Here is a 24,924-nt window from a genome sequence, read left to right as displayed (position 1 = left end):
TAAATGCGAGCCAGAGCCGCGATGCAAGCCACTTGCAACAGGTAGTACATTGGCCTATACGCGCGATTGTCTAAGGGGCGGATACACGCACCGGACGAGGTATCTCATGCAGGGTCGGGTTTTTCCGGCCCTCTTTCTTTATCTCGGATCGTGGCCCACCCCGAAGTCCAATTTTCACCGAAAGACCGGCGGAGACAACCGCACGGCCAGACACAAAAACCAAAGGATACTATACGCTACATGGCGAATATGATGGACGAGTTTGAAGCACTCTTGAACGAAAGCTTCGAAATGGACACGCCCGAAGAGGGTTCTGTTGTCAAAGGTAAGGTTATCGCAATCGAAGCGGGCCAAGCCATTATCGACGTAGGCTATAAGATGGAAGGCCGCGTCGAGCTTAAAGAATTTGCCGAACCAGGCGAAGCTCCCAAAGTTGAAGTTGGCGACGAAGTCGAAGTGTTCCTTCGCCAAGTCGAAAACTCCCGTGGCGAAGCAGTTATCTCCCGTGAGATGGCGCGCCGTGAGGAAGCATGGGACCGTTTGGAAAAAGCCTACGCAGCAGAAGAGCGCGTCGAAGGCGCAATCTTTGGCCGTGTCAAAGGTGGCTTTACTGTGGATCTCGGCGGCGCTGTTGCGTTCTTGCCCGGCTCTCAGGTTGATGTGCGCCCCGTGCGCGATGCTGGCCCATTGATGGGTCTCAAGCAGCCATTCCAGGTTCTGAAAATGGACCGTCGTCGTGGTAACATCGTTGTATCGCGTCGTGCGATCCTCGAGGAATCACGTGCCGAACAGCGTGCCGAAGTCATTGGTAACCTCACCGAGGGCCAAGAAGTCGACGGCGTGGTCAAGAACATCACCGAATATGGTGCGTTTGTGGACCTTGGCGGCGTAGACGGCTTGTTGCACGTCACAGACATGGCATGGCGCCGTGTGAATCACCCATCCGAGATCCTCGCCATCGGCGAAACGATCAAGGTGCAGGTGATCAAGATCAACAAAGAGACACACCGCATCTCTCTCGGTATGAAGCAGTTGCAAGAAGATCCATGGGATCTGGTTGCTGCGAAATACCCGCTGGAATCCTCACACACGGGCCGCGTGACCAACATCACGGACTATGGCGCCTTTGTTGAGCTGGAGCCCGGTGTTGAAGGTCTCGTGCACGTGTCCGAGATGTCTTGGACCAAAAAGAACGTACACCCCGGTAAGATCGTGTCCACTTCGCAAGAAGTCGAAGTCATGGTTCTGGAAATCGATGGCGCCAAGCGTCGCGTTTCCCTTGGTCTCAAGCAGACCATGCGCAACCCGTGGGAAGTGTTTGCAGAAACGCACCCTGAAGGAACCGAAGTTGAAGGCGAAGTCAAAAACATCACCGAATTCGGTTTGTTTGTTGGTCTTCCCGGCGACATCGACGGCATGGTTCACCTCTCTGATCTCTCATGGGACCAGCGCGGCGAAGAGGCCATTCAGGACTACCGCAAAGGCGATATGGTTCAGGCCGTTGTCTCCGAAGTCGACGTCGAGAAGGAGCGTATTTCGCTCTCCATCAAAGGTATCGGTGGCGACAAGTTTGCAGAAGCAGTGGGCGGCGTGAAGCGCGGCTCCGTTGTGACTGTGGCTGTGACTTCAATCGAAGATGGCGGCATCGAAGTGGAATACGAGGGCATGAAAGCCTTCATCCGCCGCTCCGATCTGTCCCGTGATCGTGCAGAGCAGCGCCCAGAGCGCTTCTCGGTTGGCGACAAGGTTGATGTGCGCATCACCAACGTCGATGCAAAAGCACACCGTCTGGGCGTCTCCATCAAGGCGCGTGAGATTGCAGAAGAGAAAGAGGCCGTCGAACAGTATGGCTCTTCGGACTCCGGTGCATCCTTGGGCGACATCCTCGGCGCGGCACTCAAGCCTTCCGACGACTAAACCCCAAAAGGGCACTTGCCCCTTTGTTAGAATTGGCCCCGTGCAAGTCTGCGCGGGGCCTTTTTCATGCGAATCGGGATTTGCCTAGATTATTACTAATCTGGCTAAACATTCAAAAATTCGTTTTAGTCTCCTCAGGGTTGCGCTGATTCCCGGTGATTCGCCTGATTGATGCAGTAAAATGCTCTAATTGGTCGTTTCAGTCACTTTTCGCAGGCGGGGAATTTTCCTATAGTGGCGGCATAATGACGCAAATAATTGCGGGGGGAGACTTAGATGATCCGGTCAGAATTGATCCAGAAGATCGCAGACGACAATCCACATTTGTACCAGCGGGATGTCGAGCGGATCGTGAACACCATATTTGACGAGATAACGACAGCCATGTCCAAAGGGGACCGCGTTGAGTTGCGCGGCTTCGGTGCCTTCTCGGTTAAGAAGCGAGACGCGCGGGTTGGTCGCAATCCACGGACAGGTGAGACTGTTCATGTCGAAGAGAAACATGTACCGTTTTTTAAAACGGGCAAACTGCTCCGTGATCGGTTAAACGGGAAATCCTAATGCGCTACGTACGCTATCTCTGCATTGCCACCTTTGCGGTGGCCCTTGTCTCTGTTGCTTTGGCAAACCGCGGGATTGTGTCCCTTCAGGTCTTGCCGACTGAAGTGTCCGGCCTCTTTGCCGTGAACCCTTCGATCGAGATGCCCCTCTTCATCGTGATCCTCGGCAGCATCCTTGCAGGTCTGCTGGTGGGGTTCGTTTGGGAATGGATCCGCGAATACGGTGAGCGTGCGGAAGCCGCCAAGCAAGCCCGCGAAATGCGCCGCCTCCAGCGTGAATTGGACAAGCTCAAGGCGGAAAAGCACGAAGGCAAAGACGAAGTTCTGGCTCTGCTCGACAAAGCCAGTTAAGCGACCATGCACAATGATATTTCGGTGAAAATCTGCGGCCTGCGGGACCCTGCAGGCGTCGATGCCGCTGCCCAAGCGGGTGCGCGCTACGTTGGGTTCGTTTTCTTCCCCAAATCACCGCGCCATTTGGATATTGCCGATGCCGCTACCCTCGCAGGGCATGTCCCTATGGGCATCTGCAAAGTGGCCCTAACCGTCAACGCCGACAACGCCATGCTCGACGCCCTCACCGCCGCTGTTCCTCTTGATATGCTTCAACTCCATGGCTCCGAGAGTGTTGAGCGGGTGGCAGAAGTCAAAGCGCGTTATGGGTTGCCTGTAATGAAAGCGATCGGCGTAGGCGAACGCGCTGATCTGGTCCAGCTTGACACCTACAGCGGCGTCGCTGACCAAATACTCGTTGATGCAAAGCCGCCGAAAGGGGCTGATCTGCCCGGTGGCAACGGTCTGGCCTTTGACTGGACGCTTTTGCAAAATCGCGTCTGGCGCGCGCCTTGGATGCTGGCAGGGGGGCTGACGCCGCTCAACGTGGCCGAGGCGATTAAACGCACAGGCGCACGGCAGGTAGACGTCTCCTCTGGTGTAGAGAGCAGCGCAGGCGTCAAAGATGCCGCCCTGATCCACGCCCTTGTCGACGCAGCACTTAACGCCTGATTAACCATCCTTGGGCACTCTGCGACTATGTCAGACGTCTCGCTCTACCATTCGCCCGAGCAATGGTTCCGCCACCTGTTTCGCGCCAAATCCGCGCTGGACGGCGGCGTGGTGCGCCGCAAGGTCCGCGATATGGAGCGGATGGTAGGTCGTGAGCGCTTCTATATTGAACTGCATCGCCGCTGCTTTTTGGTAGTGGAAAACGCTGGCCAAGTCATCATCTTCTGCAACTCTGATCCCGTACACATGACCGTCGCCCCCGCCAAATCCTCGCTGGGGATTTGAACACAAACTCTCACCCGAAAGCTTGCACCCCCGCCGCGATACTTTGGCTTCTTTACCATTTGGCGCGTGGGCGGTACTGCTGTGCGCAACAGATACACGAGAGGCAGATGCACAATGGCAGACGATCTTTTCAACAGCTTCATGAATGGCCCTGACGAGAATGGCCGCTTTGGTAAGTTCGGCGGGCGCTTTGTCTCCGAAACCCTGATGCCGCTGATTCTCGAACTTCAGGCCGAATATGACAAAGCCAAAACTGACGAGACCTTCTGGGCCGAGATGAATGACCTATGGGAGCATTACGTTGGCCGTCCCAGCCCATTGTATCACGCCTCGCGCCTGACCGAAGAACTCGGTGGTGCCAAAATTTATATGAAGCGTGACGAACTGAACCACACAGGCGCCCATAAAATTAATAACGTGTTAGGTCAGATCATTCTCGCCCGCCGCATGGGCAAAAAACGCATCATTGCGGAGACAGGCGCGGGGCAACACGGCGTGGCCACGGCCACCGTTTGTGCCAAATTCGGCCTCAAATGCGTCGTCTACATGGGCGCCCACGATGTTGAGCGTCAGGCCCCCAACGTCTTCCGCATGCGCCTGTTGGGCGCCGAGATCATTCCCGTTACTTCAGGTCGTGGCACACTCAAAGACGCGATGAACGATGCGTTGCGCGACTGGGTCACAAACGTGCGCGATACCTTCTATTGCATCGGTACGGTTGCAGGTCCGCACCCGTACCCCGCCATGGTCCGGGATTTCCAAAGCATCATCGGCAAGGAAGTCCGCACCCAGATGGAGAAGGCGGAAGGCCGTCTGCCCGACACGCTGATCGCCGCCATCGGTGGCGGGTCCAACGCGATGGGCCTCTTTTACCCCTTCCTCGACGACAAAGAGGTAAACATCATCGGCGTTGAAGCTGGCGGCAAAGGCGTGAACGCCAAAATGGAGCATTGTGCATCCCTCACAGGTGGCCGACCCGGCGTGCTGCACGGTAACCGTACGTATCTTCTGCAAGACGACGATGGACAAATCCTCGAAGGGTTCTCCATCTCCGCAGGCCTCGACTACCCTGGCATCGGGCCAGAACACGCATGGCTGCACGACATTGGCCGCGCAAAATATGTCTCGATCACCGATGTCGAAGCATTGGCCGCGTTCCAGAAATGCTGTGAGTTGGAGGGAATCATCCCCGCCCTTGAGCCGTCCCACGCGCTGGCCCATGTGATTAAGATCGCACCAACGCTGCCAAAGGATCACCTGTTGGTGATGAACATGTGCGGCCGTGGCGACAAGGATATTTTCACTGTTGCCCGCGCCCTCGGTTTTGAAATGGGTGAATTCGCCTAGGGCCTAGCGGGTTAGCTCCAGAATATCAAAATCACTCTCATTGACGGGCGCGGGAAACATCAGCCGTGCCCGTTTATCCGAGATACGCTCGAACACTGCTACATCCGGTGTGATCGTCCCATTGCCCTCGAATGCGGGGTCGAGATCTGCATAATTCTGCGGTTCTTCGGATGAGACATAGCCCACCCCCAGATAGACCGCGCGCCCCTCGCGCATCTCGATCCGCCCCGTGGTGCGCTGCGAGCCAGACAGCTTTTCGAAAATCACGCCAGTATTGTCCAAACGCATGCGGCATTTGAAATTGCTATAGACGACCAGCCGCGGCGCGCCCCCCAACTTCATTGTACGGCACTTCCACTCACCATTGAGCGACGGATCAAACGCAACCTGCGGCACGCCAGCCAACGCACCACTCAACGCAGCCACATCACTTGCCTCACCCTGCGCCATAGCTTCCAGCAGTGCTGTCCCCGCCAACCGCTCGAAACGGTCCAGACGCGCCTGCTCCTGTGGCCTGATCTCCTGGGCCACAGCCCCGCCAGCAATCAGCAGGCCCAAACCCGCGATAAACGCAGCTTTCATCCCTCACTCTCCAAGGCATGTTTGCGCAAAACGTCCAATGGAACCACATCCAGCGCCCGTATATGCGTTGCCGCCAGATGCACCTTTGGCCCGCAGCCTTCCTCGGCCGCTTGCATGAACCGTCCCGCACACAGGCACCACGGATCACCGGGTTTCAGCCCCGCAAACCCGAAGGCAGGTTGCGGCGTGGACAGATCGTTACCGACATATTTCGAAAACGCCAGAAACTCTGCTGTCATGATTGCACAAACCGTATGGCTGCCCTGATCTGCCGCACAGGTGTTGCAATGCCCGTCGCGGAAAAAACCCGTCACAGGATCGGTTCCACACAGAGCTAATTCACCGCCAACTACGTTGATACTCTCGTCAGGTTCCATGCACTCTCTCCTCAAATACCATCCGCAATCGCACGGAAAATCGCCACGTTCTCATCTGCCACGCCGTCATCGCGAAACTTGCGATCTGCCGCATTGGTCGCAATTACGATACCACGCGCACGATTCACATAGACATACTGCCCATAGATGCCCCGCGCCATGAATTCACCCTCTATTGCCTTTTTGGGAATCCACCACTGGTAGCCATATCCAATCTCGCCCTCGGCCGTTGGCGCGGAGGCTGTGGTAGAGGCGGCGACCCAGTCAACAGGTACAATCTGGCGCCCGTTATATTCCCCGTTTTGCAAGAACATCTGTCCCATCCGCGCATAGTCGCGCGTGGTCAGGTTTAACCCGCCCAGCACAAAAGAAGTGCCAAACCCGTCTGTGAGGTAATAGGGCTCCCGCTCCAGCCCCATGGGGGCAATAATCTTCTCGCTCAGCAGTTCCGCAATTGGCCGGTCCGTCGCCCCGCGGACCACCATCGACAGGATATGCGTATCAATCGAGACATATTTCCATTCTATGCCGACGTCAGCGAAGGTCTCCATCAGGCCGCTGGCAAAGTTGTCCATACTACCGCCAAGGGCCAGGACACGGCCCATGCGGTTGATATCTGAAGACTGGTCGAGATAATCTTCATCAAAGGTCACACCGCTCGCCATGTTAAGCACATTGCGGATAGTGGCCCCGTCATACGCACCACCTGTGAGGGCAGGGGCATAATCCGTCACGGGATCGTCGATTGAAGAGATGGTACCGTTCTCCAGCAACACTCCCACCAGTGCCGAGAGATAACTTTTGGCCACCGACCACGAGATGCGCAGATCTTCTGGTGCTGTCCCCTTGTAATAGCTCTCGTGCACGATCTCGCCGTCCTTTAGCACAACAAGCGCTGTCACATCCCGTGCGGTGATCCAGTCTGCAACCTTTGCGGGAATTTCCGCATCCGCCCCATAGAGCAACTCTGCCGTGGGACCGTTGCCCCGCGATACAGGCGTCGTAAGAAACGCAGTATCCATATGAGAGAAGTTATTCACGATCTTCTCTTTGGAAAAGAGCGAGTTGACCGCGAGCAGGCGCGTTATCTGTTCGCGCTGCCAAATGCCTACGACAACTGCCGCGAGCACCAGAATCACAATAATGCGGAGGAGCCATTTTCCGAAGGTGCGCATGGTGGGGGTATCCTAGGTTAAGAGGTCACTTATCCCAACATGGGCGCAAAGGCAGGTACAGCACAAGCCTGCCGCACGCTCACGCCGTGGCGTCATGTTGCCATTCGATCCAGCGCCCGTGAAAATCTGCACGCCCCAGCATTAAAGTGATATCGCCGGGCCAAAGTCGCAAGGTTACAGCCGCGCCTATGCCGCCGGTTGTATCGCCGTCACTTTCCATCGCAAGCCACGCCAAGGGGCGCTCAAGCGTTGCACGCTTGCCTGCGGCTTCGATCATGGCTGTTCCACGGGCCTGCACATCACGCGGGAAATACTGCCATGCTACAGAATGCTGGATCAGGTGCAGGTGCTTTTGCGGCGCAGCAGACAGGCGCGTTCCAAGCCACTCAATGGCGTCCCCGCGGTCAATCGGCGCCGTCATGACAGAGGCGGCTGCGCGGGTCAGCGACAGCCGCTGAGGCTGGTCCGGCCACAGATATGCCGTGAGGCGCAGCAGGTGGTCCCTGCGTTGTGGATCAAGCGGGTTCAGGTCCACGCCCTTGCGCGACGCAATGCGCGGCTCGGACTTCAACGGGGCAGGACCGCGCCATTCAGGGCTGAGCGACAGGACAGGCATATCAGGGCCATAGCGTTTGCCACCCACATCCAGCGCATAGTGATCCCACATGAGGTTCAGCCCACCACTTGCCCCCAACTCACTCAAATAGAGGGGCAGGGGAAACTGTGCCACAGCAACCCGCGCGCCTGCGATCAGTGCGGCAGAACGGCGCACCTCATTGGTTTGCGGCGGGCTTTCCACCCAGTCCAGCAGAAAATCGCTATGCGTCACAAGGGCGGCCAGCACAGCATCGCGCATTGCGTCATCATCAGGAGTATGCGGCGGATAAACCGCCATCAGAGCTGCATCGCGCTGGGTCAGGACCAGCGCATGAAGCCCGCCTGCGATGCGCAACGGCAGCGAATGACCCGCAGGACCAATATCGCCCCCGAAACTTGCAAACTTGCGGGCAATAGCAGTTTCTATAGGCCAGTGATCGGCTAAAAGTGTCAGCAAGCGCTCCATAAAAGGACTGCCCAACGCAGCGCAGGATTTTGCCTGATGGCGAAACGCGTCTTTGAGGATCATTTGAAACGCCCCAGCAGCTTTTGCAGTGGACTTTGCGGTTCAGTCTCTTTGGGCGGCACTTCTTGGGCCACTTTCGCAACGGCGGGCTTTGCAGGTCCTTTGGTCCCCGTTGAGGGGCGCGCAGGGGCCGTGCGCAGGCTCACCGCATTCATGAACTTCGCATTGTCGCCCTCGGCCAGATAGGGTGCCCCGTCACTTATCCCGCGCATCACATCATCCAGCCAGTCTGCCTCTGCCTTGGCGAAATCGCTCAGAACATATCCCGCGACGCGATCCTTATGTCCGGGATGCCCAATGCCGAGGCGCACGCGACCATAGTCCGGCCCCAGATGGCTGTGGATTGAGCGTAATCCGTTATGCCCTGCATGTCCGCCCCCCATCTTGAACTTCACTTTGCCGGGCGCGAGGTCCAACTCGTCGTGCAGCACAATCACATCCTCTGGCTCCAGCTTGTAAAATCGCATAGCCGCCGCGACGCTATCGCCGGATTTGTTCATAAATGTCTCGGGGCGCAGTAGGACCGCGCGGGTGCTGCCAAAGCGCCCCTCGCTCAGGCTGCCCTGAAACTTGGATTTCCACGGCCCAAAATCATGATTTGCCGCGATCTGCTCAACCGCCATAAATCCGATGTTGTGACGGTTGCGCGCGTATTTGGCACCCGGATTGCCAAGGCCGACGATGAGTTTCATGTGCTGCTCCACTGCTTGTCCCGCATCATATGGAGCGGGCAGGGCAGCGTCCAGCGGCAGCGTCGCTCAGGGCGTGCCATCAGCGATGAAATGGTCAGGATCAAACGCCCTTAGCGTAATGTCGCTCGGAACGGGGTAGATCGGCCCGCCCGCGACAAATCCGTCTGCGTTCCAGAGTACCTGTATCTGCGCACCGCTACGTCTATAAATTAGCGCAGGATAGGTCGGCAGGTACACCAGATCGTCTTCCATGTGCTGCGCAACAAAAGAAATCCGTAGCTTTTTCCTACGCTGTGCAAGAACGCGCAGATATATCGCAAATGCTGTGATCATTGGCAGTGAGGCGGTCAGTAAATCCAAAAGGACCGCTTCGGCGCTGGTTGGGTTGAGGCCCAGCAGGGATGAAGCGCCTTTTGTCTCACTGACAAAAGAGGCTAGCTGCGCCAGATACAGCATAGTGGCCGGGACAAACATTGCGTACCAAATCAGGCTCAGTTCCGTTACCCGCCGAAGGCTTTTCGCGATATTCGAACCAGAGGGTCGATTTGTTTTCATGCTTTAAGGTACTGTCTTAAGTCGATCAGGTGCATTGGGAATATCCAAGAAAAACGGGGCCACCCATAAGGCAGCCCCGTAAAACGTATCGATCAAACTATGAGATCAATCGCCGGATTTTTCACCATTTGGCGGGTTCATCTCTGTTGTTGGTACTTCGTCTGCATCAACATCATCTTCGTCGTCACCAGCTGAGGTGAGGGCGGATGGTGCGGAGACTTGTGCAATCACAAAGTCACGGTCGATAACAGGCTTGGAACCTTCTGGCAGCTTAACGCTGGAGATGGTGATGTTGTCGCCAACTTCCAAATCAGTGATGTCCACAACGATGCTTTCAGGAATGTCAGCAGCGGTCACAACCAGTTCGATTTCAGGGCGCAGTACGTTGAGCGTGCCACCCTTCTTCAGACCCGGACATTCTTCTTCGCCAGCGATCTCGACGTTGATGAATAGGTTGATCTTTGTGGTACGCTTCAGGCGCATGAAATCGACGTGCGTTGGCAGGTCTTTTACAACATGGCGCTGAACATCGCGGCAGATAACACGAACGTCATCATGGCCTTCGACTTTCAAGTTGAACAAAGTCGCTTTAAAGCGGCCTTTGCGCAGCATGGTCAGCAATTTGTTGAAATTCATCTGGATCGGCAGCGGTTCAACGTCGCCACCAAAAACAATTCCAGGAACCATGCCATCGCGGCGTGCCTGACGAGCGGCGCCCTTGCCTGTCCCCGTACGTGCTTGAACTTCAAGATCTGGGATCTCTCCGGCCATAATAATTCTCCATAAATTAGGGCAAAGCGCCTCCAAGGCTGTCGCTTTGCGTGAAGTCGCGCAGATACACGGGAATCAGGGATTTGGGAAGCATTAAATGCGAGTTTTGGGGGCAGGATCGTTAAGGGGCTCCGCCCAGCCTTTGCCAAGGGCAAAGCTTTCCCACAGTTTGAAGCCAAAATGAAGAAATGCTGCTATTAAAGTTGCGTGATCAGATGCCCTCCAGCGCCAGTGACGTGGGCGTGCAATGCGATCTCCTTGGCATAGTGGGCGTTAAATGCCGCCAACGTCTCTGACCTGATCGAGGTGGGCGCATTTGGCGAGACATTTTGCGGTTTGAATACGATCTCGCGTTCCATCCGTGCGCTAAGCCAGTCACGCAGAACGGGCTGTGCCTCGTAGGCAAACAGATGCGTGATGCCCAAGCGCCCCTGCTTGTCGGTCAGGAAGTTCAGCTGGGTACCGACCCGTGCCCATGTCGGGGGGCTGTCCAACATGACCGCGTCGAGAAAGCCGTCAAAATCCACGTCCAGTGTCGCAGCGCGGTAGCGGTACCAGCTGCGCAAATGCTCCAAAGGTGCGCGGATCACGGCCATCGGTTCGGGCGTGAGGTCATAGGCTTCTCGCAGAAACGGCGCAATCTTGCGCTGGTATCTGTTCACGGGCGTATGTTTGCGATGCTTGTAAAACGCAATATCCGCCCAAGGTTTCAGCGCGACTTCCATTGCTGTCGATCCCGTCTTGGGGGTCGAAAAGAGCACAAGGTTCTGCTCGGAGAATACCAGCATCAGTCTTGCCAGTCGCCCTCGAAATTCTTTGGCACCAGCAGGTTGTGGCGGCCCAGATCAGTTACTTTTGTCTCACCGCATAGTGCCATCGTGGTATCGAGTTCTTTGTGGATCACTTCGAGCGCACGCGTCACACCTGCCTGACCCATAGCACCAAGGCCATAAATGAACGCGCGCCCGATGTAAGTGCCTTTTGCCCCCATCGCAATCGCTTTGAGCACGTCCTGACCGGAGCGGATACCGCTGTCCATGTGGACCTCGATCTGATCACCAACGGCATCGAGGATCGAGGGCAGGGCGCGAATGGAACTCAATGCACCGTCCAGCTGGCGGCCGCCATGGTTGCTCACGATGATCGCGTCTGCACCGACCTTCAGCGCCATCTTGGCGTCTTCTGCATCAAGAATACCCTTGAGGATCACCTTGCCGCCCCATTGCTCCTTGATCTTCTCGATCTTTCCCCAGTCTAGGGAGGGGTCAAACTGCTCGGCGGTCCACGCGCTCAGGTTAGATGCGTCCGAGATATTTTCGACATGGCCCACGATATTGCCAAAGCTGCGATTTTTAGTCTGCAACATCTCAATGCCCCAGCGCCATTTGGTGGCGAGGTTGGCAATCGTCGAGGGGGTCAATTTCGGCGGCGCAGTCAGGCCATTTTTGATGTCCTTATGCCGCTGACCCAGAATTTGCAGGTCAAGCGTGATCACAAGTGCCGAGCATTTTGCGGCCCGCGCCCGTTCAATCAAGCGGCTGACGTAATCCGTGTCGCGCATGGTATAAAGCTGGAACCAAAACGGTTTCTGCGTGGCGCCTGCAACATCCTCAATGGAGTTGATGGACATGGTCGACAGCGTGAAAGGCACACCAAAGGCTTCCGCTGCACGCGCCGCCTTAATCTCTCCGTCGGCATGCTGCATACCTGTAAGGCCCACAGGAGCGAGGGCCACAGGCATCGACACGTCCTGTCCGATCATCTGGGTGGCGGTACTGCGCCCCGACATGTCCACGGCGACACGCTGGCGCAGGCGAATCTGGTCAAAGTCTGACGTGTTCTCGCGGAAGGTTTGCTCCGTCCAACTGCCGCTTTCGGCGTAATCATAAAACATTTTTGGCACGCGGCGGCGGTGGATGCGTTTCAGGTCGTCGATGTTGGTGATCACGGGCATGGGAGAAATCCAGTCTGATTGGTTAGGTTTGTTTACCAATTTGGCAGGCGCAGATCAACGGCCCATTTTGGGCGGATGCGAGAAGCCTTTGGCAGCGCTGGTCACTAACTGTGGCTCGGCGCGATTTACAAAACTGGAAATCGGGCCCCGCCCACAACATGCTTGGATTTGCACGAACAGCCGCAGTCATGGGCACAGTCACAAACCTTCAACAACCAATTGGATTTTGAACGGGGTTTTTGGAATGGCCTATGGTTCATATTGTGTACAAGGACAGTCTTGGCCGGATTTGCGGCAATAGCCGCTTCGTCCTATGAGCAAATGTGAGCCTCATAGGATTGCATGCCATGACCATACCAAAACTGAAGCGGGTAAAAGTATCATCAGAGCAGGAACTTCGGAACTGGCTTGCCAAGAATTCAAAGCATGGACAAGAAGTGATCATCGTCACTTGCAACAAGAAATCGCCTGACAAACATATCAGCAGCGATCAGGTCCGGAATGCTTTTGGCGAACTGGGTTGGGCTTCTGATCGAAGTTATACCCTCGACGGGAATCTTGTCGGACATGTCGCTAGCTACGTCTGATTTAGTCAGGCGTTCCTTGGCCATTACAACACTCTCGAAAACGACCGTTTGTGGAACGGTTCGCCAAACCAGACATTGGTGCGGTTTTAGCCAAAGGCTGAGGAGCTCGCAGAGCGGGACCTGTCGATCTGCTGACGCAGGTTTGTCAAACCAGTGCAGCCAACGTTTGACAAACCTGCGTCAGCAAAAGAGAGGATCGTCCGCATCTCTGCCCAACGTCTAGCATCATCTTGCAAATCAGGCTGAATGCGCCCCGTCGCTCAGCGATTTCACAAAGGCGAGCACTTCATCCGCGCTTTTACCCGCTGCGATCTGGCTCACAATAGCGGAGCCTACAACCACGCCATCCGCCACTTGCGCAATCGCCTTTGACTTCTCGGGCGTGTTCACCCCGAAACCCACAACAACAGGCAGGCCAGTCGTCTCTCGGATACGCGCAACAGCAGGCGATACATCACCCGCGTCTGCTTCGGCCGCACCAGTGATCCCCGTGATCGAAACATAGTAGACAAAGCCGGAGGTATTTTGGGCCACCCGCTCAAGTCGATGATCATCGGTAGTTGGCGTGGCTAGGCGGATAAAGTTGATCCCTGCTTCTTGTGCTGGAATGCACAGCTCCACATCTTCTTCTGGCGGCAGGTCCACCACGATCAGCCCGTCAATTCCCGCTGCAGTCGCGGCTTTGAGGAACTTCTCCACGCCCATAGAATAGATCGGGTTATAGTAGCCCATCAGGACAATCGGGGTCGTGTCGTCGCCCTTGCGGAATTCGGAGGCCAGCTCCAGCGTGCGCAACAGGGTCATTCCGCCATCCAACGCACGTTGTCCCGCCAGCTGGATCGTGGGCCCATCCGCCATCGGGTCCGTAAACGGCAATCCCAACTCGATGATATCCACACCCGCCGCTGGCAACCCGCGCACAATCTCCAGCGAGCGGTCAAAATCAGGATCTCCCGCCATCACATAAGATACAAATGCCTTCTTACCGTTGGCTTTGAGGTCGGCGAATTTGGCGTCAATGCGGGTCATGGGATGGCCTTTTAGATGAATGTTACGCTTGGAATGCCCAATTCCGCAGGGGAAATCAATCCACGACTGCACCCGCGCGCGCACCATCAGACCCTTGCACAGCGACCGCGTTCGCCATAACACGGCGCAAACGCAAAAGAGGATGCTATCATGGGTTTCAAAATGGGTATCGTCGGTCTGCCGAACGTGGGCAAATCAACGCTTTTCAACGCGCTCACCCGCACGGCCGCCGCACAGGCCGCCAACTTCCCCTTTTGCACGATTGAGCCGAACGTGGGTGAGGTCGCTGTCCCCGACGCGCGCCTCGACACGCTGGCCGAGATCGCTAAGTCCAAATCCATCATCCCCACGCGTATGACATTCGTCGACATCGCGGGTCTGGTGAAGGGCGCGTCCAAAGGCGAAGGCCTCGGCAACCAGTTCCTCGCCAACATCCGCGAGACGGACGCCATTGCCCACGTGCTGCGCTGCTTTGAGGACGATGACGTCACCCACGTCGAGGACCGCGTCGATCCCGTGGCCGATGCCGAAACCATTGATACCGAGTTGATGCTTGCCGATCTCGAATCCATCGAGAAACGCCGCGCAGGCCTCGTGCGCAAGATGAAGGGCAACGACAAAGACGCCGTTCAACAGGACCGCCTGCTGGCTATGGCCCAAGCCGCTATTGAAGAAGGTAACCCCGCCCGCACCTGCGAGATCGACGAAGACGACGCAAAAGCATGGCGCATGCTGCAACTGCTGACCACAAAACCCGTCCTCTATGTCTGTAACGTCGGCGTGGATGATGCGGCCAACGGCAACGCCCACTCCGCCGCCGTCGCCAAAATGGCCGAAGCCCAAGGCAACTCCGCCGTGGTCATCTCCGCCCAGATTGAAGAAGAAATCAGCCAGCTCGACGCCGAGGACGCCCAAATGTTCCTCGACGACATGAACTTGGAGGAAGCAGGCCTCGACCGCCTCATCCGCGCAGGCTACGAGCTGCTGCACCTCGAGACATACTTCACCGTAGGCCCCCAAGAAGCCCGCGCATGGACTATCAAGTCCGGCACCTCCGCCCCCAAAGCCGCAGGCGTCATCCACGGCGACTTCGAAAAAGGCTTCATCCGCGCCGAAACAATCGCCTACGATGATTTTGTATCCCTAGGCGGCGAAGGCCCGGCGAAGGAAGCGGGCAAAATGCGCGCGGAAGGCAAGGCATACACGGTCAAAGACGGCGATGTGCTGCACTTCTTGTTTAATAACTAGTCCCGCAGGGAGTGAATGCGCTCAAGCTGCGTATCCGCCATCTCCAGATAATGCGTAGCCCCCGCCTCATCAAAAACCTCACGCGCATATGAGGCGTGGCGCTCTGCCACGTCCAAATACGCCGCCGCCCCGTCTTTCTCAAAATACGCAATATAGATCCCCGCAAGATTGAATTGCGTCGTGGCCCAGTTCAGCGGCACCCGCTCGCGTGTCCGCTCATTTAACGCCTCGCGGTAGGCTAGCACCGCCTCATCCAGCCGCGCCGTGCCGCTTTCCCGCTCGCCGAGGGCTTGCAGCGCACCTCCCAGATTATTCTGTGTCGTGGCCCATTCCAGCGGCACCCGCTCGCGTGTCCATTCTTTTAGCGCTTCGCGGTAAGCCGTAACGGCCTCATCCAGCCGCGCTGTGCCGCTTTCCCGTGACCCGAGGGTTTGCAGTGCATTTCCCAGATTGTTCTGCGTCTTGGCCCATTCCAGCGGCACCCGCTCGCGTGTCCGCTCTTTCAGCGCCGCACGGTAGGCCGTAACGGCCTCATCCAGCCGAGCTGTGCCGCTTTCTCGCCACCCGAGGGTTTGTAGTGCATTTCCCAGATTGTTCTGCGTCATTGCCCAGTCCAGCGGCACCCGCTCGCGTGTGTTTTCTTTCAGCGCCTCACGGTAGGCCGTAACGGCCTCATCCAGCCGCGCTGTGCCGCTTTCCCGCGACCCGAGGGTTCGCAGCGCATTTCCCAGATTGTTCTGCGTCGTGGCCCACTCCAGCGGCACCCGCTTGCGTGTGTACTCTTTCAGCGCCTCGCGGTAGGCTAGCACCGCCTCATCCAGCCGCGCCGTCCCGCTTTCCCGCTCCCCGAGGGTTTGCAGCGCCATTGCCAGATCATTTAGCACAGCCCCCCGCGCTTCGGTCGCTATTGCGCGCGGCAAAGTGGCGTTTGATACCTCAATCGCAATCAGCAAATCTGCTGCCGTTCCTTTGTCGCGGCCCCGCTCGTCAAATTCGTCTTGCAGAAGGCGCAGTGCCTCAAAATCTGCTGTCCCGCCTGCCGTGCGGTCCGCCTGAGCAACAAGGAATGTTGCCGCCTCTTTCGGATCGCTCAGCACCAGCAAGTTGCGCTGACGCTGCATCAGGCGAGCGGTGCGGGCCTGGAACGCCTCCTGCTGTGCCGCCTGTTCTGTCGCATCCCGTGCAAGGGCATCAGCAATCGCGTCCAGCGCAGGGCTATACTCCCCCTTTGCCGCCAGATCACGGGTCATTGCGATCACATCATCCACAAAATCAGCGTGGTTCGTGGCTGGGGTCTGTTCCTGCACCTGCAACGCCGCCTCGAAAAACGCGGTTAGGTCGATCCAAGCTTGCTCAAGGTTATCCGTGCTCCCCGATGCCTTGCGCGCCAGCCCAAGGATAACCTCCGCGCTGATCCCCGCATCCCGCAGCGGCTGATCGGCGTTTTGCGATTTGATGAGTTGCTCAAGCCCCGCGAGCCTGCCCAACACCTCCCGATCATTAGCCTCCGCTTGCGTCTGCGGTTGGCATAGCGGCAACAGTGTCGCCGCCAACATCGCTTCATAGGCGTCCAGCACCGCATCCTCGCGATGCTCCGCCATGATCGCTTCTGCCGCGACCCGCCCGCGCATGTGCTGTGCAATCTTGACCGCTACAATATCACCTCGGGCAATATCCTGCGGCGTCACCGCAAAACTATCTAGGATCAGCACAATCTGTTTCTGCAATTCTTGCGGTATCTGCGCCGTCTCCAGATGCGCTTCCAGTGCGCCCACCATACGCAGCGCAATCTCGCGCTGTTGGTCAGGGGCTTTACGCATCGCCAGCGCAGACAAACCCGCACCCACAGCCGACAATGCACCCCCCGTCGAGGCAATCTCGACCGCCCCCGTCACCATCTGGAGGCAGCAGCCCCCGACATTCACACCGTGTAAAAACCGTTCCATCAAACCCAGTATCGTGCGCCGTTTTTGAAATCGTAACGAAACCCTCCGATTGCACAACCTAAAGCTTTGGAGCTGACTTGGAGTATTCCAAACTAATAGAGGTCTGGCGTGCCTGTCCGCTGGGTCGTCGCTCTCACCATTCTCCTGCGCCTCTGTCTGGCTCTCACCAGCGGCGGGACCTCAGCACCCCTCTAAAGGTCAAAAGAGGGCAGGGACCCTCCAATTCCTGCCCTCCAACCTGCATCCCACTACCGCCACCCCAGTGTACAGGTGGTGCACAGGGGGTGTACACAAAGCACCCCCTCGAAAAATCTCCCCAAAAACCCCCTTGCCCTCCCCAGACCCCATCGCTAAACGGGACAGCGGAGACGTGGCCGAGTGGTCGAAGGCGCTCCCCTGCTAAGGGAGTAACGTTAACGCGTTCGAGGGTTCGAATCCCTTCGTCTCCGCCACCTACATCCCATTTAAAACTTTAAACGTATCGATGTTTTTTATAGGTGGGTGCGTGGAGTATCCTTCGAGGTACATTTCTGCTTTAAGGTCGTCTTGGGCTTGCCCCAGACTGACCTGAGATCGGGCGCGCTTGTAACGGATGTGAAGCTCTCTTCCTGAGAGTTGTCTTGCTGGTGACCTGGGCGGCCTTGTATTTTGCAAGCTGTCGTTATTCCACCTAAGAACTGCCTTGCTGACGAGTTGGGAATGTTCCTACAACCTTCAGGGGTTTCGACAGGCTTGCGCCGTTCATCTTGCGGTGTTCTGGAAAAGCATCTTTGGCCCTATGAATAGTCGAAGCGTGCATTTGTGCGATGTCTTTTGGCTGCTTTTGGAGGATCATCATACCAGCGTTCAAGTTCGTGTGGAGAGCTTGGAGAGGATTCAATTCCAGAATTTGGTTAGTACTCGGAAACAGCAGACTGTTTGCATACAGGCCGCAGTAATCGTGCGCTGGAAAGGCGAGCTCGGTTGCCTCAGCCAGATCGTTAATAGCCGGTTTTTTCGATGCCCCTAGCTTCCGGTTCAATTACGGCCCACTCTCTGATGTGATGTGATGTGATGTGATGTGATGCGGTGGCTTTGGGCAAATACAAGCCCAAAGCATGGGTATCAACTGTTTAGCCCGCTTCGTGCACAGCGACACGTTATAGATTTCCGTAATTTACCAAGGCAGCAACTCGATCATTGGCAGTAACTAGACGTCTGTTGAAAAGCTCGGATTGCGCCGACCAAGTCATGTAGACAAAAAACTGTGGGCGCAAAACCGAATCCCAAGAATTTATTTCTGGGCTCGATTATTAACATACGGTTTTCGTTCATTTTCGGGGGTGATGCAGGGCGTGGATAAATCGCCAACCGTTTCCACGAAACGCCTCAAGCGCCACGCAACTATTAAGGTCATATCTTATAGCCATTTGTGCATTCTGTCGACGGTGTTGGAAATGTCTTAGCAGGCTGGACCACTGAAATCTATCTGCCACGACAAGCGGCTGTTGTTATCAGCATATACCTTAATAGGGTTGCTCGGAGCTGTGAGGTGCTGACGACTCAATTGGAGAAATAGGCTGTGAAGGTCTTGCTTAACCATCATGCCGAACGGCATCTTTGCCAATGGTTTTTCGCCGCTTGACGGCAGGCACGGCAAAGATAACTACTGTCTTAGGGCGATACTTCTCCAATTGTGACGGATTGGAACAAGTTACGTGCCGCTGAGCTATTTCGGCGCGCGCGCCTGTCCACGTTTTTGCAGGATTGAGTTATGAAGTTCCGTTTTCCGATTGTAATCATTGATGAGGACTTTCGGTCCGACAACTCTTCGGGCCTTGGTATTCGCGCGATTGCCGAAGCCATAGAGGGGGAGGGGTTCGAAGTATTGGGTGCCACCACCTATGGCGATCTGTCCCAGTTCGCCCAGCAGCAATCACGAGCAAGCGCCTTTGTGCTCTCCATTGATGATGAAGAGTTCGAGGATGGTCCAGATCTTGATCCCGCAGTGGTCAATCTGCGCAATTTCATTGAGGAGGTGCGTTGGAAAAACGCCGATGTGCCGATCTATATTTATGGTGAGACAAAGACCTCACGCCATTTGCCCAACGACATCCTGCGTGAGTTGCACGGCTTTATCCATATGTTCGAGGACACGCCCGAATTTGTGGCCCGTCATATAATCCGCGACGCCAAAAAATACCTTGAAGGCATCCAGCCGCCGTTCTTCAAGGCGCTGCTCGACTACGCCGAGGACGGTTCGTATTCATGGCACTGCCCGGGCCACTCTGGAGGCGTCGCGTTTTTGAAATCACCGATCGGCCAAATGTACCACCAGTTTTACGGCGAAAATATGCTACGTGCAGATGTGTGCAACGCGGTGGAGGAATTAGGCCAGCTTCTTGATCATAACGGTGCTATTGGTGCGTCCGAGCGCAACGCGGCGCGGATATTCAACGCGGATCATTGCTTTTTTGTGACCAATGGCACCTCGACGTCAAACAAGATGGTCTGGCATCATACTGTCGCTCCCGGTGACGTGGTGGTGGTCGATCGTAACTGCCACAAATCCATCCTGCACAGCATCATCATGACGGGCGCGATACCCGTCTTTATGAAGCCTACCCGCAACCATTACGGCATCATTGGCCCGATCCCGAAAGCCGAGTTTGAAATTGAGGCTATCCGCCAAAAAATACGTGCAAACCCGCTGCTTGCCCATGTGGATGCGGAAACGGTCAAACCACGCATTATTACGTTGACGCAGTCTACCTATGACGGTGTGCTCTATAATACCGAAACGATAAAGGATCTGCTCGACGGGTATATCGACAACCTGCATTTCGACGAAGCATGGCTGCCTCATGCCGCATTTCATCCGTTTTATGGCAACTTCCACGCCATGGGTCGCAAACGAGAGCGCCCTTTGCAGCCGGTGACTTATGCTACGCAATCGATTCACAAATTGCTGGCAGGGATCAGTCAGGCGAGCCACGTTCTGGTGCAAGACAGCCAGAACACCAAGCTTGACCGTCATCTGTTCAATGAGGCCTACCTCATGCACACCTCCACCAGCCCGCAATACAGCATCATCGCCAGTTGCGATGTGGCGGCTGCGATGATGGAACCACCAGGTGGGCGGGCGCTGGTTGAGGAAAGCATCCTCGAATCCCTCGATTTTCGCCGCGCAATGCGAAAAGTCGATGATGAATATGGCGAGGATTGGTGGTTCAAGGTTTGGGGGCCTGACGACCTTGGTGATGAGGGTGTAGATGACCCGTCAGGCTGGGTGTTGCAAAAAACCGATGCAGAAGGCGTGCAGCCTGCGGACGGTGAGGAATCATGGCATGCCTTTGGCGACATGGCCCCCGGTTTTAACATGCTGGATCCGATCAAGGCGACACTGATCACGCCAGGTCTCAACCTTGACGGGCGATTTGACGAGACGGGGATACCTGCCTCTATCGTCACCAAGTATCTCGCAGAGCACGGCGTTGTGGTTGAGAAAACGGGGCTTTACAGCTTTTTCGTGATGTTCACGATTGGCATCACAAAAGGCCGCTGGAATTCCCTGCTGACCGAATTGCAGCAGTTCAAAGACGACTATGACAAAAACCGCCCCATGTGGCGCTGCATGCCCGAATTCTGCGCCAAACAGCCGCGCTATGAGCAGATGGGTCTGCGTGATCTGTGCCAGCATGTGCACTCGCTCTATTCGAAATATGACGTGGCGATCCTGTCCACAGACATCTACCTCAGTGATCACACACCCCAGATGACGCCCACGGCGGCGTTCTCTTGCATCGCGGCACGCACAACCCAGCGTGTGTCCATTGATGAACTGGTGGGGCGGATCACGACCAGCCTTGTGACACCCTATCCCCCCGGCATCCCGCTGCTCATCCCAGGTGAAGTGTTCAACAAGAAGATCGTTGAATATCTCAAATTCAACCGCGCTTTTGCCCGCGAATGCCCAGGGTTCGAAACCGACATCCATGGTCTGGTGCAGCAAGAGGACGAAAACGGGCAGCTACAGTATTTTGCGGATTGTGTGGCGCAAGATTAAGGGCGCCATCGTGATGGGGTGACGTTAACAATTGTCTCGGCTAAGCTTTAGCTTGCTTCGAAACAAAATAGTTAGCGCCCCCATGAAGTTCTTTTCCAGCAAAGACAGACCTGTGCACATGGGCGGCTACCCTTGCGAGCTTTTGGCCCGCAGCACTAGCGTGCCGGACCTCAGGCACGTACCAGCCCACGGTGCCGTCTCGTTCGAGCGTCCTGACGATCCGCGCAGCGTCTTGAACGCGATGCAGGAATATCAGGCGATGCTTGATGCGATCCGTCACGGGGCGCTAAACCCGCAGCGTGCTGAATGTCCCGATGATCCCGCCCTGCGGGCGGAGCATTTGAAATCATTCGGCTATTTCGCGGATGCTACGATTGTGGGGACATGTCTCTTGCCGCAGGCCGCCGTGCTGGATGTGTCGCTCCGCAACCCCGCGCTTGATCGCTTGGCCGAGGCGCTCCAAACCCGCCAAACCAAGACACTGGCCGCGGGCATCGACATGATAATGGCCGATCTCAAGGATTCCATCAAAACGCCCGCAGGGCCAGTCACGGGCCATAGCCATGCGATTGTTTTCCTCTATGAGAATCCGCGCGACCCCGAGGCGGGTGAATGTGGTACCGATTGGTTCCGCGATGCACAGGCACAGCGTGCGGGGCTGCTGGGGGCCGAGACCGCCGTTGTTCTAGCGGAATATATTCGCCTGCTGGGATATGAGGCGCGTGCGCATACTGCTGCTGACGCGGATGTTGACCTCAATAAGCTGGCCGTTGCCGCAGGCCTCGCTACGGTAGAACGGGGAGCCTTGACCCATCCCTATATCAGTACCCGCTTTGGCCTTGCCGCGATTACCACCACGTTCGAGGTGGCACCTGACCTGCCGTTGGTCCCACTTGACCAGCAGCCTGCCTCGGCCTTTGGTCTGCGCTGGCGGGTGGGGGGTAAATATGCGCGCAACGCCTCCAACGCGGTGCCTTATGCCAAGCGGCGGTTTGTCGATGGGTCGTACCCCTTCGAGACGCTGAAACGTGTGGATGACCCGACCACTTATATCGATGCGCCGCGCGTGGCGCGGGTGCCAAAGCGCACGGATATGTTTGCGCGTGCGCAATTCGGCGATATGGGCAAGGCGGTTCAAAAAGCTGCGGGCGGCGGATATTATGCCCGCAAGGCCGCGCCTTCCATGGCGCAGCGCCGTGCCTTGGGCGCATTTGTTCTGCTTCAGGATGGCTCACCAGCCCCCGAAAAAGTGACACTGCCCCCGCAAGAGGCTGCCGATCTGGTCAAGGCGACCGCCTATTGGCTGGGCTGTGACGCAGTAGGCGTTTCCGCCTGTCCTGACTGGACATGGTACAGCCATGATGCGCGTGGTGATGTGCTCAATCCGCCCCACGATCAGGCCATCAGTATTATTATCGATCAGGGGTTCGAGACGATGGAGGGGGCCAGCGGCGATGACTGGATCAGTGTCGCCCAATCCATGCGGGCCTATCTGCGGTTTTCCTTGCTTGGCGGTGTCATTGCCCAACAGATCCGCAATCTGGGCTATAGCGCCAAGGCGCATACCGTGCTGGACGGCGAAGTTTTGCAGCCGCCGCTGCTATTGCTCGCAGGCTTGGGCGAGGTGAGCCGCATCGGCGAGGTCATCCTCAACCCGTTTCTGGGGCCGCGTCTCAAATCGGGGGTTGTAACAACCGATCTGCCTATGGCGCATGACAAACCTATTGATTTCGGTCTGCAAAAATTCTGCGAAAGCTGCAACAAATGCGCGCGCGAATGCCCCTCTGGCGCGATCACGGCAGGGCCAAAGCTGATGTTTAACGGCTATGAGATATGGAAATCCGACAGCCAGAAATGCGCCACCTACCGCCTCACTACCGAAGGTGGGGCGATGTGCGGGCGCTGCATGAAAACCTGCCCGTGGAACCTTGAGGGGCTTTTTGCGGAAAAGCCGTTTCGCTGGGCCGCGATGAACATCCCCAAAGCGGCCCCCGTTCTGGCAAAGCTGGACGATGCGCTGGGCAAGGGATCGCTCAACCCCGTCAAAAAGTGGTGGTGGGACCTTAAACTCGAAGACAGCGGTGCCTATGAGAAGGTAAAAGTGCCGGTAAACACCCGCGCGCTGCAAAAGGAACTTGATCTGAAGTATGAGGATCAAACCCTTGCCGTCTATCCTGCCACGCTTGCGCCGCACCCCTATCCCTATCCTTATATGATGGACCGCGAGGCCGGGATTGAAGCCTATCAGGCCATGGTGACAGCCGAGGAATACAAAGGTCATTTGGCACGCGGGACAATCGATGAGGTTGCCCATATCTATACCGCTGATGGCACCAGCCCTGTTATTCAGGTCGAAGTATCGGAGGCGGAAACCACTGCCGAAGGCATCACGAAATATGCCTTCCGTTCGCTGGACGGCAGCGACCTGCCGCCATGGGAAGCGGGTGCGCATCTGGACATTGTCATCGCGCCAGAATTCCTGCGGCAGTACTCTATGTTTGGAGATCCTGCCGACCGCTCGCGCTACCAGATCGCAGTGCTGCGCGAGGAGGAGGGGCGTGGCGGCTCCAAATTGATGCAGCGGATTTTCACCAAAGGGCGGCGTGTGTTTATCTCCCGTCCGATCAATCACTTCCCCTTGGTCAAGGCGGCCTCTCACAGCGTGCTGATGGGCGGCGGGATCGGGATCACACCGATGATTGCGATGGCCCATGCGCTGCACGCCAAGGGGCAGTCGTTCGAGTTGCATTATTCAGGCCGTTCGCGCAGCACGATGGGCCTGCTGGATGACATTGCCAGCTTTGGATGGGCGGACAATGTGACCCTGCATATATCGGATGAGGGCAGGCGCGCCGATCTGGCGCAAATCTTTGACGCCCAGCCAGAGGGCACCCATGTCTACACCTGTGGTGCGACCCGCTATATGGATGCGGTGATGCAGGTGGCCACAGCTGCTGGTCTCCCCGACGAAGCGCTGCATCTTGAGTATTTTTCGGTCCCCGAACTGCCCGACTACGAGAACCACGCCTTTACTCTGCGGCTTGCCAAATCGGGCCGCGATCTGCTGGTGCCTGCGGACCGTGCGGCGACGGACGTACTGGCCGAAAATGGTGTGCATCTGGACGTGAAATGCGCCGATGGTCTGTGCGGCGTATGCAAATGCGGTTTGGTGTCAGGAGAGGTCGAGCACCGCGATTTTGTTCTGTCCAAGGCACAGCGCGAGACGGCGGTCATTCTGTGTCAGTCCCGCGCGGCTCATGCGGATGGTGTGATCGAAGTGGACCTCTGATCCATTCAGGTAAAGCTTTAGCTATAAAATGTAACTTTATGAAAAGATTTGAATATGAGTATTTTTGATGAGGAACTGTTTCTCAAGGGATTAGAGGAACGCAAGGCGACGCTGGGTGCAGAGTATGTGGAGAAGAACCTCGCCGCTGCAGATGATTTTACGCGGCCGTTTCAAGAAGCGATGACTGCATGGTGTTGGGGTTTCGGCTGGGGCGACGATGTCATCGATGCCAAAACGCGCAGCATGATGAATCTGTCAATGATCGGTGCGCTGGGCAAGATGACAGAGTGGGAAATCCACTGCAAAGGCGCGATCAAAAATGGCGTCACACCAGAGGAGCTTCGCGCGATCATCCACGTGATCGGTATTTATTGCGGCGTCCCTCAGGCGCTTGAATGTTTTCGCGTAGCCCGCCGGGTGCTCGAGCTGGACTAAGG

23 protein-coding genes and 1 tRNA gene are annotated in these 24,924 nt (G+C 56.6%); 12 read left to right on the top strand and 12 right to left on the bottom strand.

Going from position 1 to position 24,924, the window contains the following annotated elements; all coding sequences use genetic code 11:
• The first annotated feature begins 240 nt into the window (after nt 1-240).
• From rpsA to trpB, 6 genes are all read left to right on the top strand, one after another.
• Nucleotides 241-1,917, top strand: coding sequence for a 30S ribosomal protein S1 (gene rpsA, locus Q0775_RS03540; protein ID WP_298857956.1), 1,677 nt, complete (start codon nt 241-243; stop codon nt 1,915-1,917).
• Nucleotides 1,918-2,193: 276 nt separating this feature from the next.
• Nucleotides 2,194-2,478 carry an integration host factor subunit beta gene (gene ihfB / locus Q0775_RS03535; RefSeq protein WP_298857955.1) on the top strand — a complete coding sequence of 95 codons (285 nt, stop codon included), beginning with the start codon at nt 2,194-2,196 and terminating at the stop codon, nt 2,476-2,478.
• Nucleotides 2,478-2,828 (top strand): LapA family protein, encoded by a 351-nt coding sequence (locus tag Q0775_RS03530; RefSeq protein WP_298857954.1) that lies wholly within the window; start codon nt 2,478-2,480, stop codon nt 2,826-2,828. The genes ihfB and Q0775_RS03530 overlap by 1 nt, the downstream gene beginning before the upstream one ends.
• 6 nt (nt 2,829-2,834) lie before the next feature.
• Nucleotides 2,835-3,482, top strand: a complete 648-nt coding sequence (locus Q0775_RS03525) for a phosphoribosylanthranilate isomerase (protein ID WP_298857953.1) — start codon at nt 2,835-2,837, stop codon at nt 3,480-3,482.
• Nucleotides 3,483-3,509: 27 nt separating this feature from the next.
• Entirely contained in the window at nt 3,510-3,767 is a 258-nt protein-coding gene (locus Q0775_RS03520) for an N-(5'-phosphoribosyl)anthranilate isomerase (protein ID WP_298857952.1), read from the top strand.
• A 114-nt stretch (nt 3,768-3,881) separates the two neighbouring features.
• Nucleotides 3,882-5,114 (top strand): tryptophan synthase subunit beta, encoded by a 1,233-nt coding sequence (trpB, locus tag Q0775_RS03515; protein ID WP_298857951.1) that lies wholly within the window; start codon nt 3,882-3,884, stop codon nt 5,112-5,114.
• Nucleotides 5,115-5,117: 3 nt separating this feature from the next.
• Here the strand turns inward: trpB and Q0775_RS03510 are convergent, their stop codons facing one another.
• The 9 genes from Q0775_RS03510 to Q0775_RS03470 all read right to left on the bottom strand — a co-directional run bounded on the left by Q0775_RS03510 (nt 5,118) and on the right by Q0775_RS03470 (nt 12,343).
• Nucleotides 5,118-5,696 (bottom strand): DUF4893 domain-containing protein, encoded by a 579-nt coding sequence (locus Q0775_RS03510; protein ID WP_298857950.1) that lies wholly within the window; start codon nt 5,694-5,696, stop codon nt 5,118-5,120.
• Nucleotides 5,693-6,073 (bottom strand): DUF2237 domain-containing protein, encoded by a 381-nt coding sequence (locus tag Q0775_RS03505; protein WP_298857948.1) that lies wholly within the window; start codon nt 6,071-6,073, stop codon nt 5,693-5,695. The genes Q0775_RS03510 and Q0775_RS03505 overlap by 4 nt, the downstream gene beginning before the upstream one ends.
• Nucleotides 6,074-6,084: 11 nt before the next feature.
• The gene (locus tag Q0775_RS03500; protein WP_298857947.1) at nt 6,085-7,248 is read right to left on the bottom strand and encodes a serine hydrolase; all 1,164 of its coding nucleotides are present in this window, start codon (nt 7,246-7,248) and stop codon (nt 6,085-6,087) included.
• 79 nt (nt 7,249-7,327) lie between these two features.
• Nucleotides 7,328-8,374, bottom strand: coding sequence for a DUF2332 family protein (locus tag Q0775_RS03495; RefSeq protein ID WP_298857946.1), 1,047 nt, complete (start codon nt 8,372-8,374; stop codon nt 7,328-7,330).
• Nucleotides 8,371-9,063: an aminoacyl-tRNA hydrolase gene (pth, locus tag Q0775_RS03490; protein ID WP_298857945.1), complete on the bottom strand. Its 693-nt coding sequence runs from the start codon at nt 9,061-9,063 to the stop codon at nt 8,371-8,373. The genes Q0775_RS03495 and pth overlap by 4 nt, the downstream gene beginning before the upstream one ends.
• 66 nt (nt 9,064-9,129) lie before the next feature.
• Complete coding sequence (locus Q0775_RS03485; protein ID WP_298857944.1) at nt 9,130-9,618, bottom strand: hypothetical protein; 489 nt, start codon at nt 9,616-9,618, stop codon at nt 9,130-9,132.
• A gap of 105 nt (nt 9,619-9,723) precedes the next feature.
• Entirely contained in the window at nt 9,724-10,389 is a 666-nt protein-coding gene (locus tag Q0775_RS03480; protein WP_298857943.1) for a 50S ribosomal protein L25/general stress protein Ctc, read from the bottom strand.
• Between the two features lie 197 nt (nt 10,390-10,586).
• Nucleotides 10,587-11,177 (bottom strand): hypothetical protein, encoded by a 591-nt coding sequence (locus Q0775_RS03475; protein ID WP_298857942.1) that lies wholly within the window; start codon nt 11,175-11,177, stop codon nt 10,587-10,589.
• Complete coding sequence (locus Q0775_RS03470; protein ID WP_298857941.1) at nt 11,177-12,343, bottom strand: alpha-hydroxy acid oxidase; 1,167 nt, start codon at nt 12,341-12,343, stop codon at nt 11,177-11,179. The genes Q0775_RS03475 and Q0775_RS03470 overlap by 1 nt, the downstream gene beginning before the upstream one ends.
• A 347-nt stretch (nt 12,344-12,690) precedes the next feature.
• Here Q0775_RS03470 and Q0775_RS03465 point away from each other — a divergent pair, with 347 nt between their 5' ends.
• Complete coding sequence (locus Q0775_RS03465) at nt 12,691-12,930, top strand: hypothetical protein (RefSeq protein ID WP_298857940.1); 240 nt, start codon at nt 12,691-12,693, stop codon at nt 12,928-12,930.
• Nucleotides 12,931-13,167: 237 nt separating this feature from the next.
• On the opposite strand, the gene trpA is transcribed toward Q0775_RS03465, so the two are convergent.
• Nucleotides 13,168-13,959, bottom strand: a complete 792-nt coding sequence (gene trpA, locus Q0775_RS03460; RefSeq protein WP_298857939.1) for a tryptophan synthase subunit alpha — start codon at nt 13,957-13,959, stop codon at nt 13,168-13,170.
• A 150-nt stretch (nt 13,960-14,109) separates the two neighbouring features.
• Between trpA and ychF the strand changes: the two genes are divergently transcribed.
• A complete protein-coding gene (ychF, locus tag Q0775_RS03455) occupies nt 14,110-15,207 on the top strand; it encodes a redox-regulated ATPase YchF (RefSeq protein WP_298857938.1) in 1,098 nt (365 codons plus the stop codon).
• On the opposite strand, the gene Q0775_RS03450 is transcribed toward ychF, so the two are convergent.
• Nucleotides 15,204-17,153: a tetratricopeptide repeat protein gene (locus tag Q0775_RS03450; RefSeq protein ID WP_298857937.1), complete on the bottom strand. Its 1,950-nt coding sequence runs from the start codon at nt 17,151-17,153 to the stop codon at nt 15,204-15,206. The two genes, ychF and Q0775_RS03450, sit on opposite strands and share 4 nt — an antisense overlap.
• Before the next feature lie 364 nt (nt 17,154-17,517).
• Here Q0775_RS03450 and Q0775_RS03445 point away from each other — a divergent pair.
• A tRNA-Ser gene (locus Q0775_RS03445) sits at nt 17,518-17,605 on the top strand.
• Nucleotides 17,606-17,823: 218 nt separating this feature from the next.
• Here the strand turns inward: Q0775_RS03445 and Q0775_RS03440 are convergent.
• Entirely contained in the window at nt 17,824-18,174 is a 351-nt protein-coding gene (locus tag Q0775_RS03440; RefSeq protein WP_298857936.1) for a hypothetical protein, read from the bottom strand.
• Nucleotides 18,175-18,906: 732 nt separating this feature from the next.
• Between Q0775_RS03440 and Q0775_RS03435 the strand changes: the two genes are divergently transcribed.
• From Q0775_RS03435 to Q0775_RS03425, 3 genes are all read left to right on the top strand, one after another.
• Nucleotides 18,907-21,198 carry an arginine/lysine/ornithine decarboxylase gene (locus Q0775_RS03435; protein ID WP_298857935.1) on the top strand — a complete coding sequence of 764 codons (2,292 nt, stop codon included), beginning with the start codon at nt 18,907-18,909 and terminating at the stop codon, nt 21,196-21,198.
• Between the two features lie 82 nt (nt 21,199-21,280).
• On the top strand, nt 21,281-24,487 hold the full coding sequence (locus Q0775_RS03430) for a reductive dehalogenase (RefSeq protein ID WP_298857934.1): 3,207 nt from the start codon (nt 21,281-21,283) through the stop codon (nt 24,485-24,487).
• Nucleotides 24,488-24,541: 54 nt separating this feature from the next.
• Entirely contained in the window at nt 24,542-24,922 is a 381-nt protein-coding gene (locus Q0775_RS03425) for a carboxymuconolactone decarboxylase family protein (RefSeq protein WP_298857933.1), read from the top strand.
• Nucleotides 24,923-24,924 lie beyond the last annotated feature (2 nt).

This window comes from uncultured Sulfitobacter sp. (assembly GCF_947499945.1).
Lineage (GTDB): Bacteria > Pseudomonadota > Alphaproteobacteria > Rhodobacterales > Rhodobacteraceae > Sulfitobacter.
The sequence above is the reverse complement of the archived record's forward strand: the minus strand, read 5'-3'. Positions and strand labels throughout refer to the sequence as shown.

What these genes read in the sequence shown, in the direction of transcription:
- rpsA (WP_298857956.1), top strand. Translation starts at nt 241, where the DNA reads ATGGCGAATATGATGGACGAGTTTGAAGCACTCTTGAACGAAAGCTTC.
- ihfB (WP_298857955.1), top strand. Translation starts at nt 2,194, where the DNA reads ATGATCCGGTCAGAATTGATCCAGAAGATCGCAGACGACAATCCACAT.
- Q0775_RS03530 (WP_298857954.1), top strand. Translation starts at nt 2,478, where the DNA reads ATGCGCTACGTACGCTATCTCTGCATTGCCACCTTTGCGGTGGCCCTT.
- Q0775_RS03525 (WP_298857953.1), top strand. Translation starts at nt 2,835, where the DNA reads ATGCACAATGATATTTCGGTGAAAATCTGCGGCCTGCGGGACCCTGCA.
- Q0775_RS03520 (WP_298857952.1), top strand. Translation starts at nt 3,510, where the DNA reads ATGTCAGACGTCTCGCTCTACCATTCGCCCGAGCAATGGTTCCGCCAC.
- trpB (WP_298857951.1), top strand. Translation starts at nt 3,882, where the DNA reads ATGGCAGACGATCTTTTCAACAGCTTCATGAATGGCCCTGACGAGAAT.
- Q0775_RS03510 (WP_298857950.1), bottom strand. Translation starts at nt 5,696, where the DNA reads ATGAAAGCTGCGTTTATCGCGGGTTTGGGCCTGCTGATTGCTGGCGGG.
- Q0775_RS03505 (WP_298857948.1), bottom strand. Translation starts at nt 6,073, where the DNA reads ATGGAACCTGACGAGAGTATCAACGTAGTTGGCGGTGAATTAGCTCTG.
- Q0775_RS03500 (WP_298857947.1), bottom strand. Translation starts at nt 7,248, where the DNA reads ATGCGCACCTTCGGAAAATGGCTCCTCCGCATTATTGTGATTCTGGTG.
- Q0775_RS03495 (WP_298857946.1), bottom strand. Translation starts at nt 8,374, where the DNA reads ATGATCCTCAAAGACGCGTTTCGCCATCAGGCAAAATCCTGCGCTGCG.
- pth (WP_298857945.1), bottom strand. Translation starts at nt 9,063, where the DNA reads ATGAAACTCATCGTCGGCCTTGGCAATCCGGGTGCCAAATACGCGCGC.
- Q0775_RS03485 (WP_298857944.1), bottom strand. Translation starts at nt 9,618, where the DNA reads ATGAAAACAAATCGACCCTCTGGTTCGAATATCGCGAAAAGCCTTCGG.
- Q0775_RS03480 (WP_298857943.1), bottom strand. Translation starts at nt 10,389, where the DNA reads ATGGCCGGAGAGATCCCAGATCTTGAAGTTCAAGCACGTACGGGGACA.
- Q0775_RS03475 (WP_298857942.1), bottom strand. Translation starts at nt 11,177, where the DNA reads ATGCTGGTATTCTCCGAGCAGAACCTTGTGCTCTTTTCGACCCCCAAG.
- Q0775_RS03470 (WP_298857941.1), bottom strand. Translation starts at nt 12,343, where the DNA reads ATGCCCGTGATCACCAACATCGACGACCTGAAACGCATCCACCGCCGC.
- Q0775_RS03465 (WP_298857940.1), top strand. Translation starts at nt 12,691, where the DNA reads ATGACCATACCAAAACTGAAGCGGGTAAAAGTATCATCAGAGCAGGAA.
- trpA (WP_298857939.1), bottom strand. Translation starts at nt 13,959, where the DNA reads ATGACCCGCATTGACGCCAAATTCGCCGACCTCAAAGCCAACGGTAAG.
- ychF (WP_298857938.1), top strand. Translation starts at nt 14,110, where the DNA reads ATGGGTTTCAAAATGGGTATCGTCGGTCTGCCGAACGTGGGCAAATCA.
- Q0775_RS03450 (WP_298857937.1), bottom strand. Translation starts at nt 17,153, where the DNA reads ATGGAACGGTTTTTACACGGTGTGAATGTCGGGGGCTGCTGCCTCCAG.
- Q0775_RS03435 (WP_298857935.1), top strand. Translation starts at nt 18,907, where the DNA reads ATGAAGTTCCGTTTTCCGATTGTAATCATTGATGAGGACTTTCGGTCC.
- Q0775_RS03430 (WP_298857934.1), top strand. Translation starts at nt 21,281, where the DNA reads ATGAAGTTCTTTTCCAGCAAAGACAGACCTGTGCACATGGGCGGCTAC.
- Q0775_RS03425 (WP_298857933.1), top strand. Translation starts at nt 24,542, where the DNA reads ATGAGTATTTTTGATGAGGAACTGTTTCTCAAGGGATTAGAGGAACGC.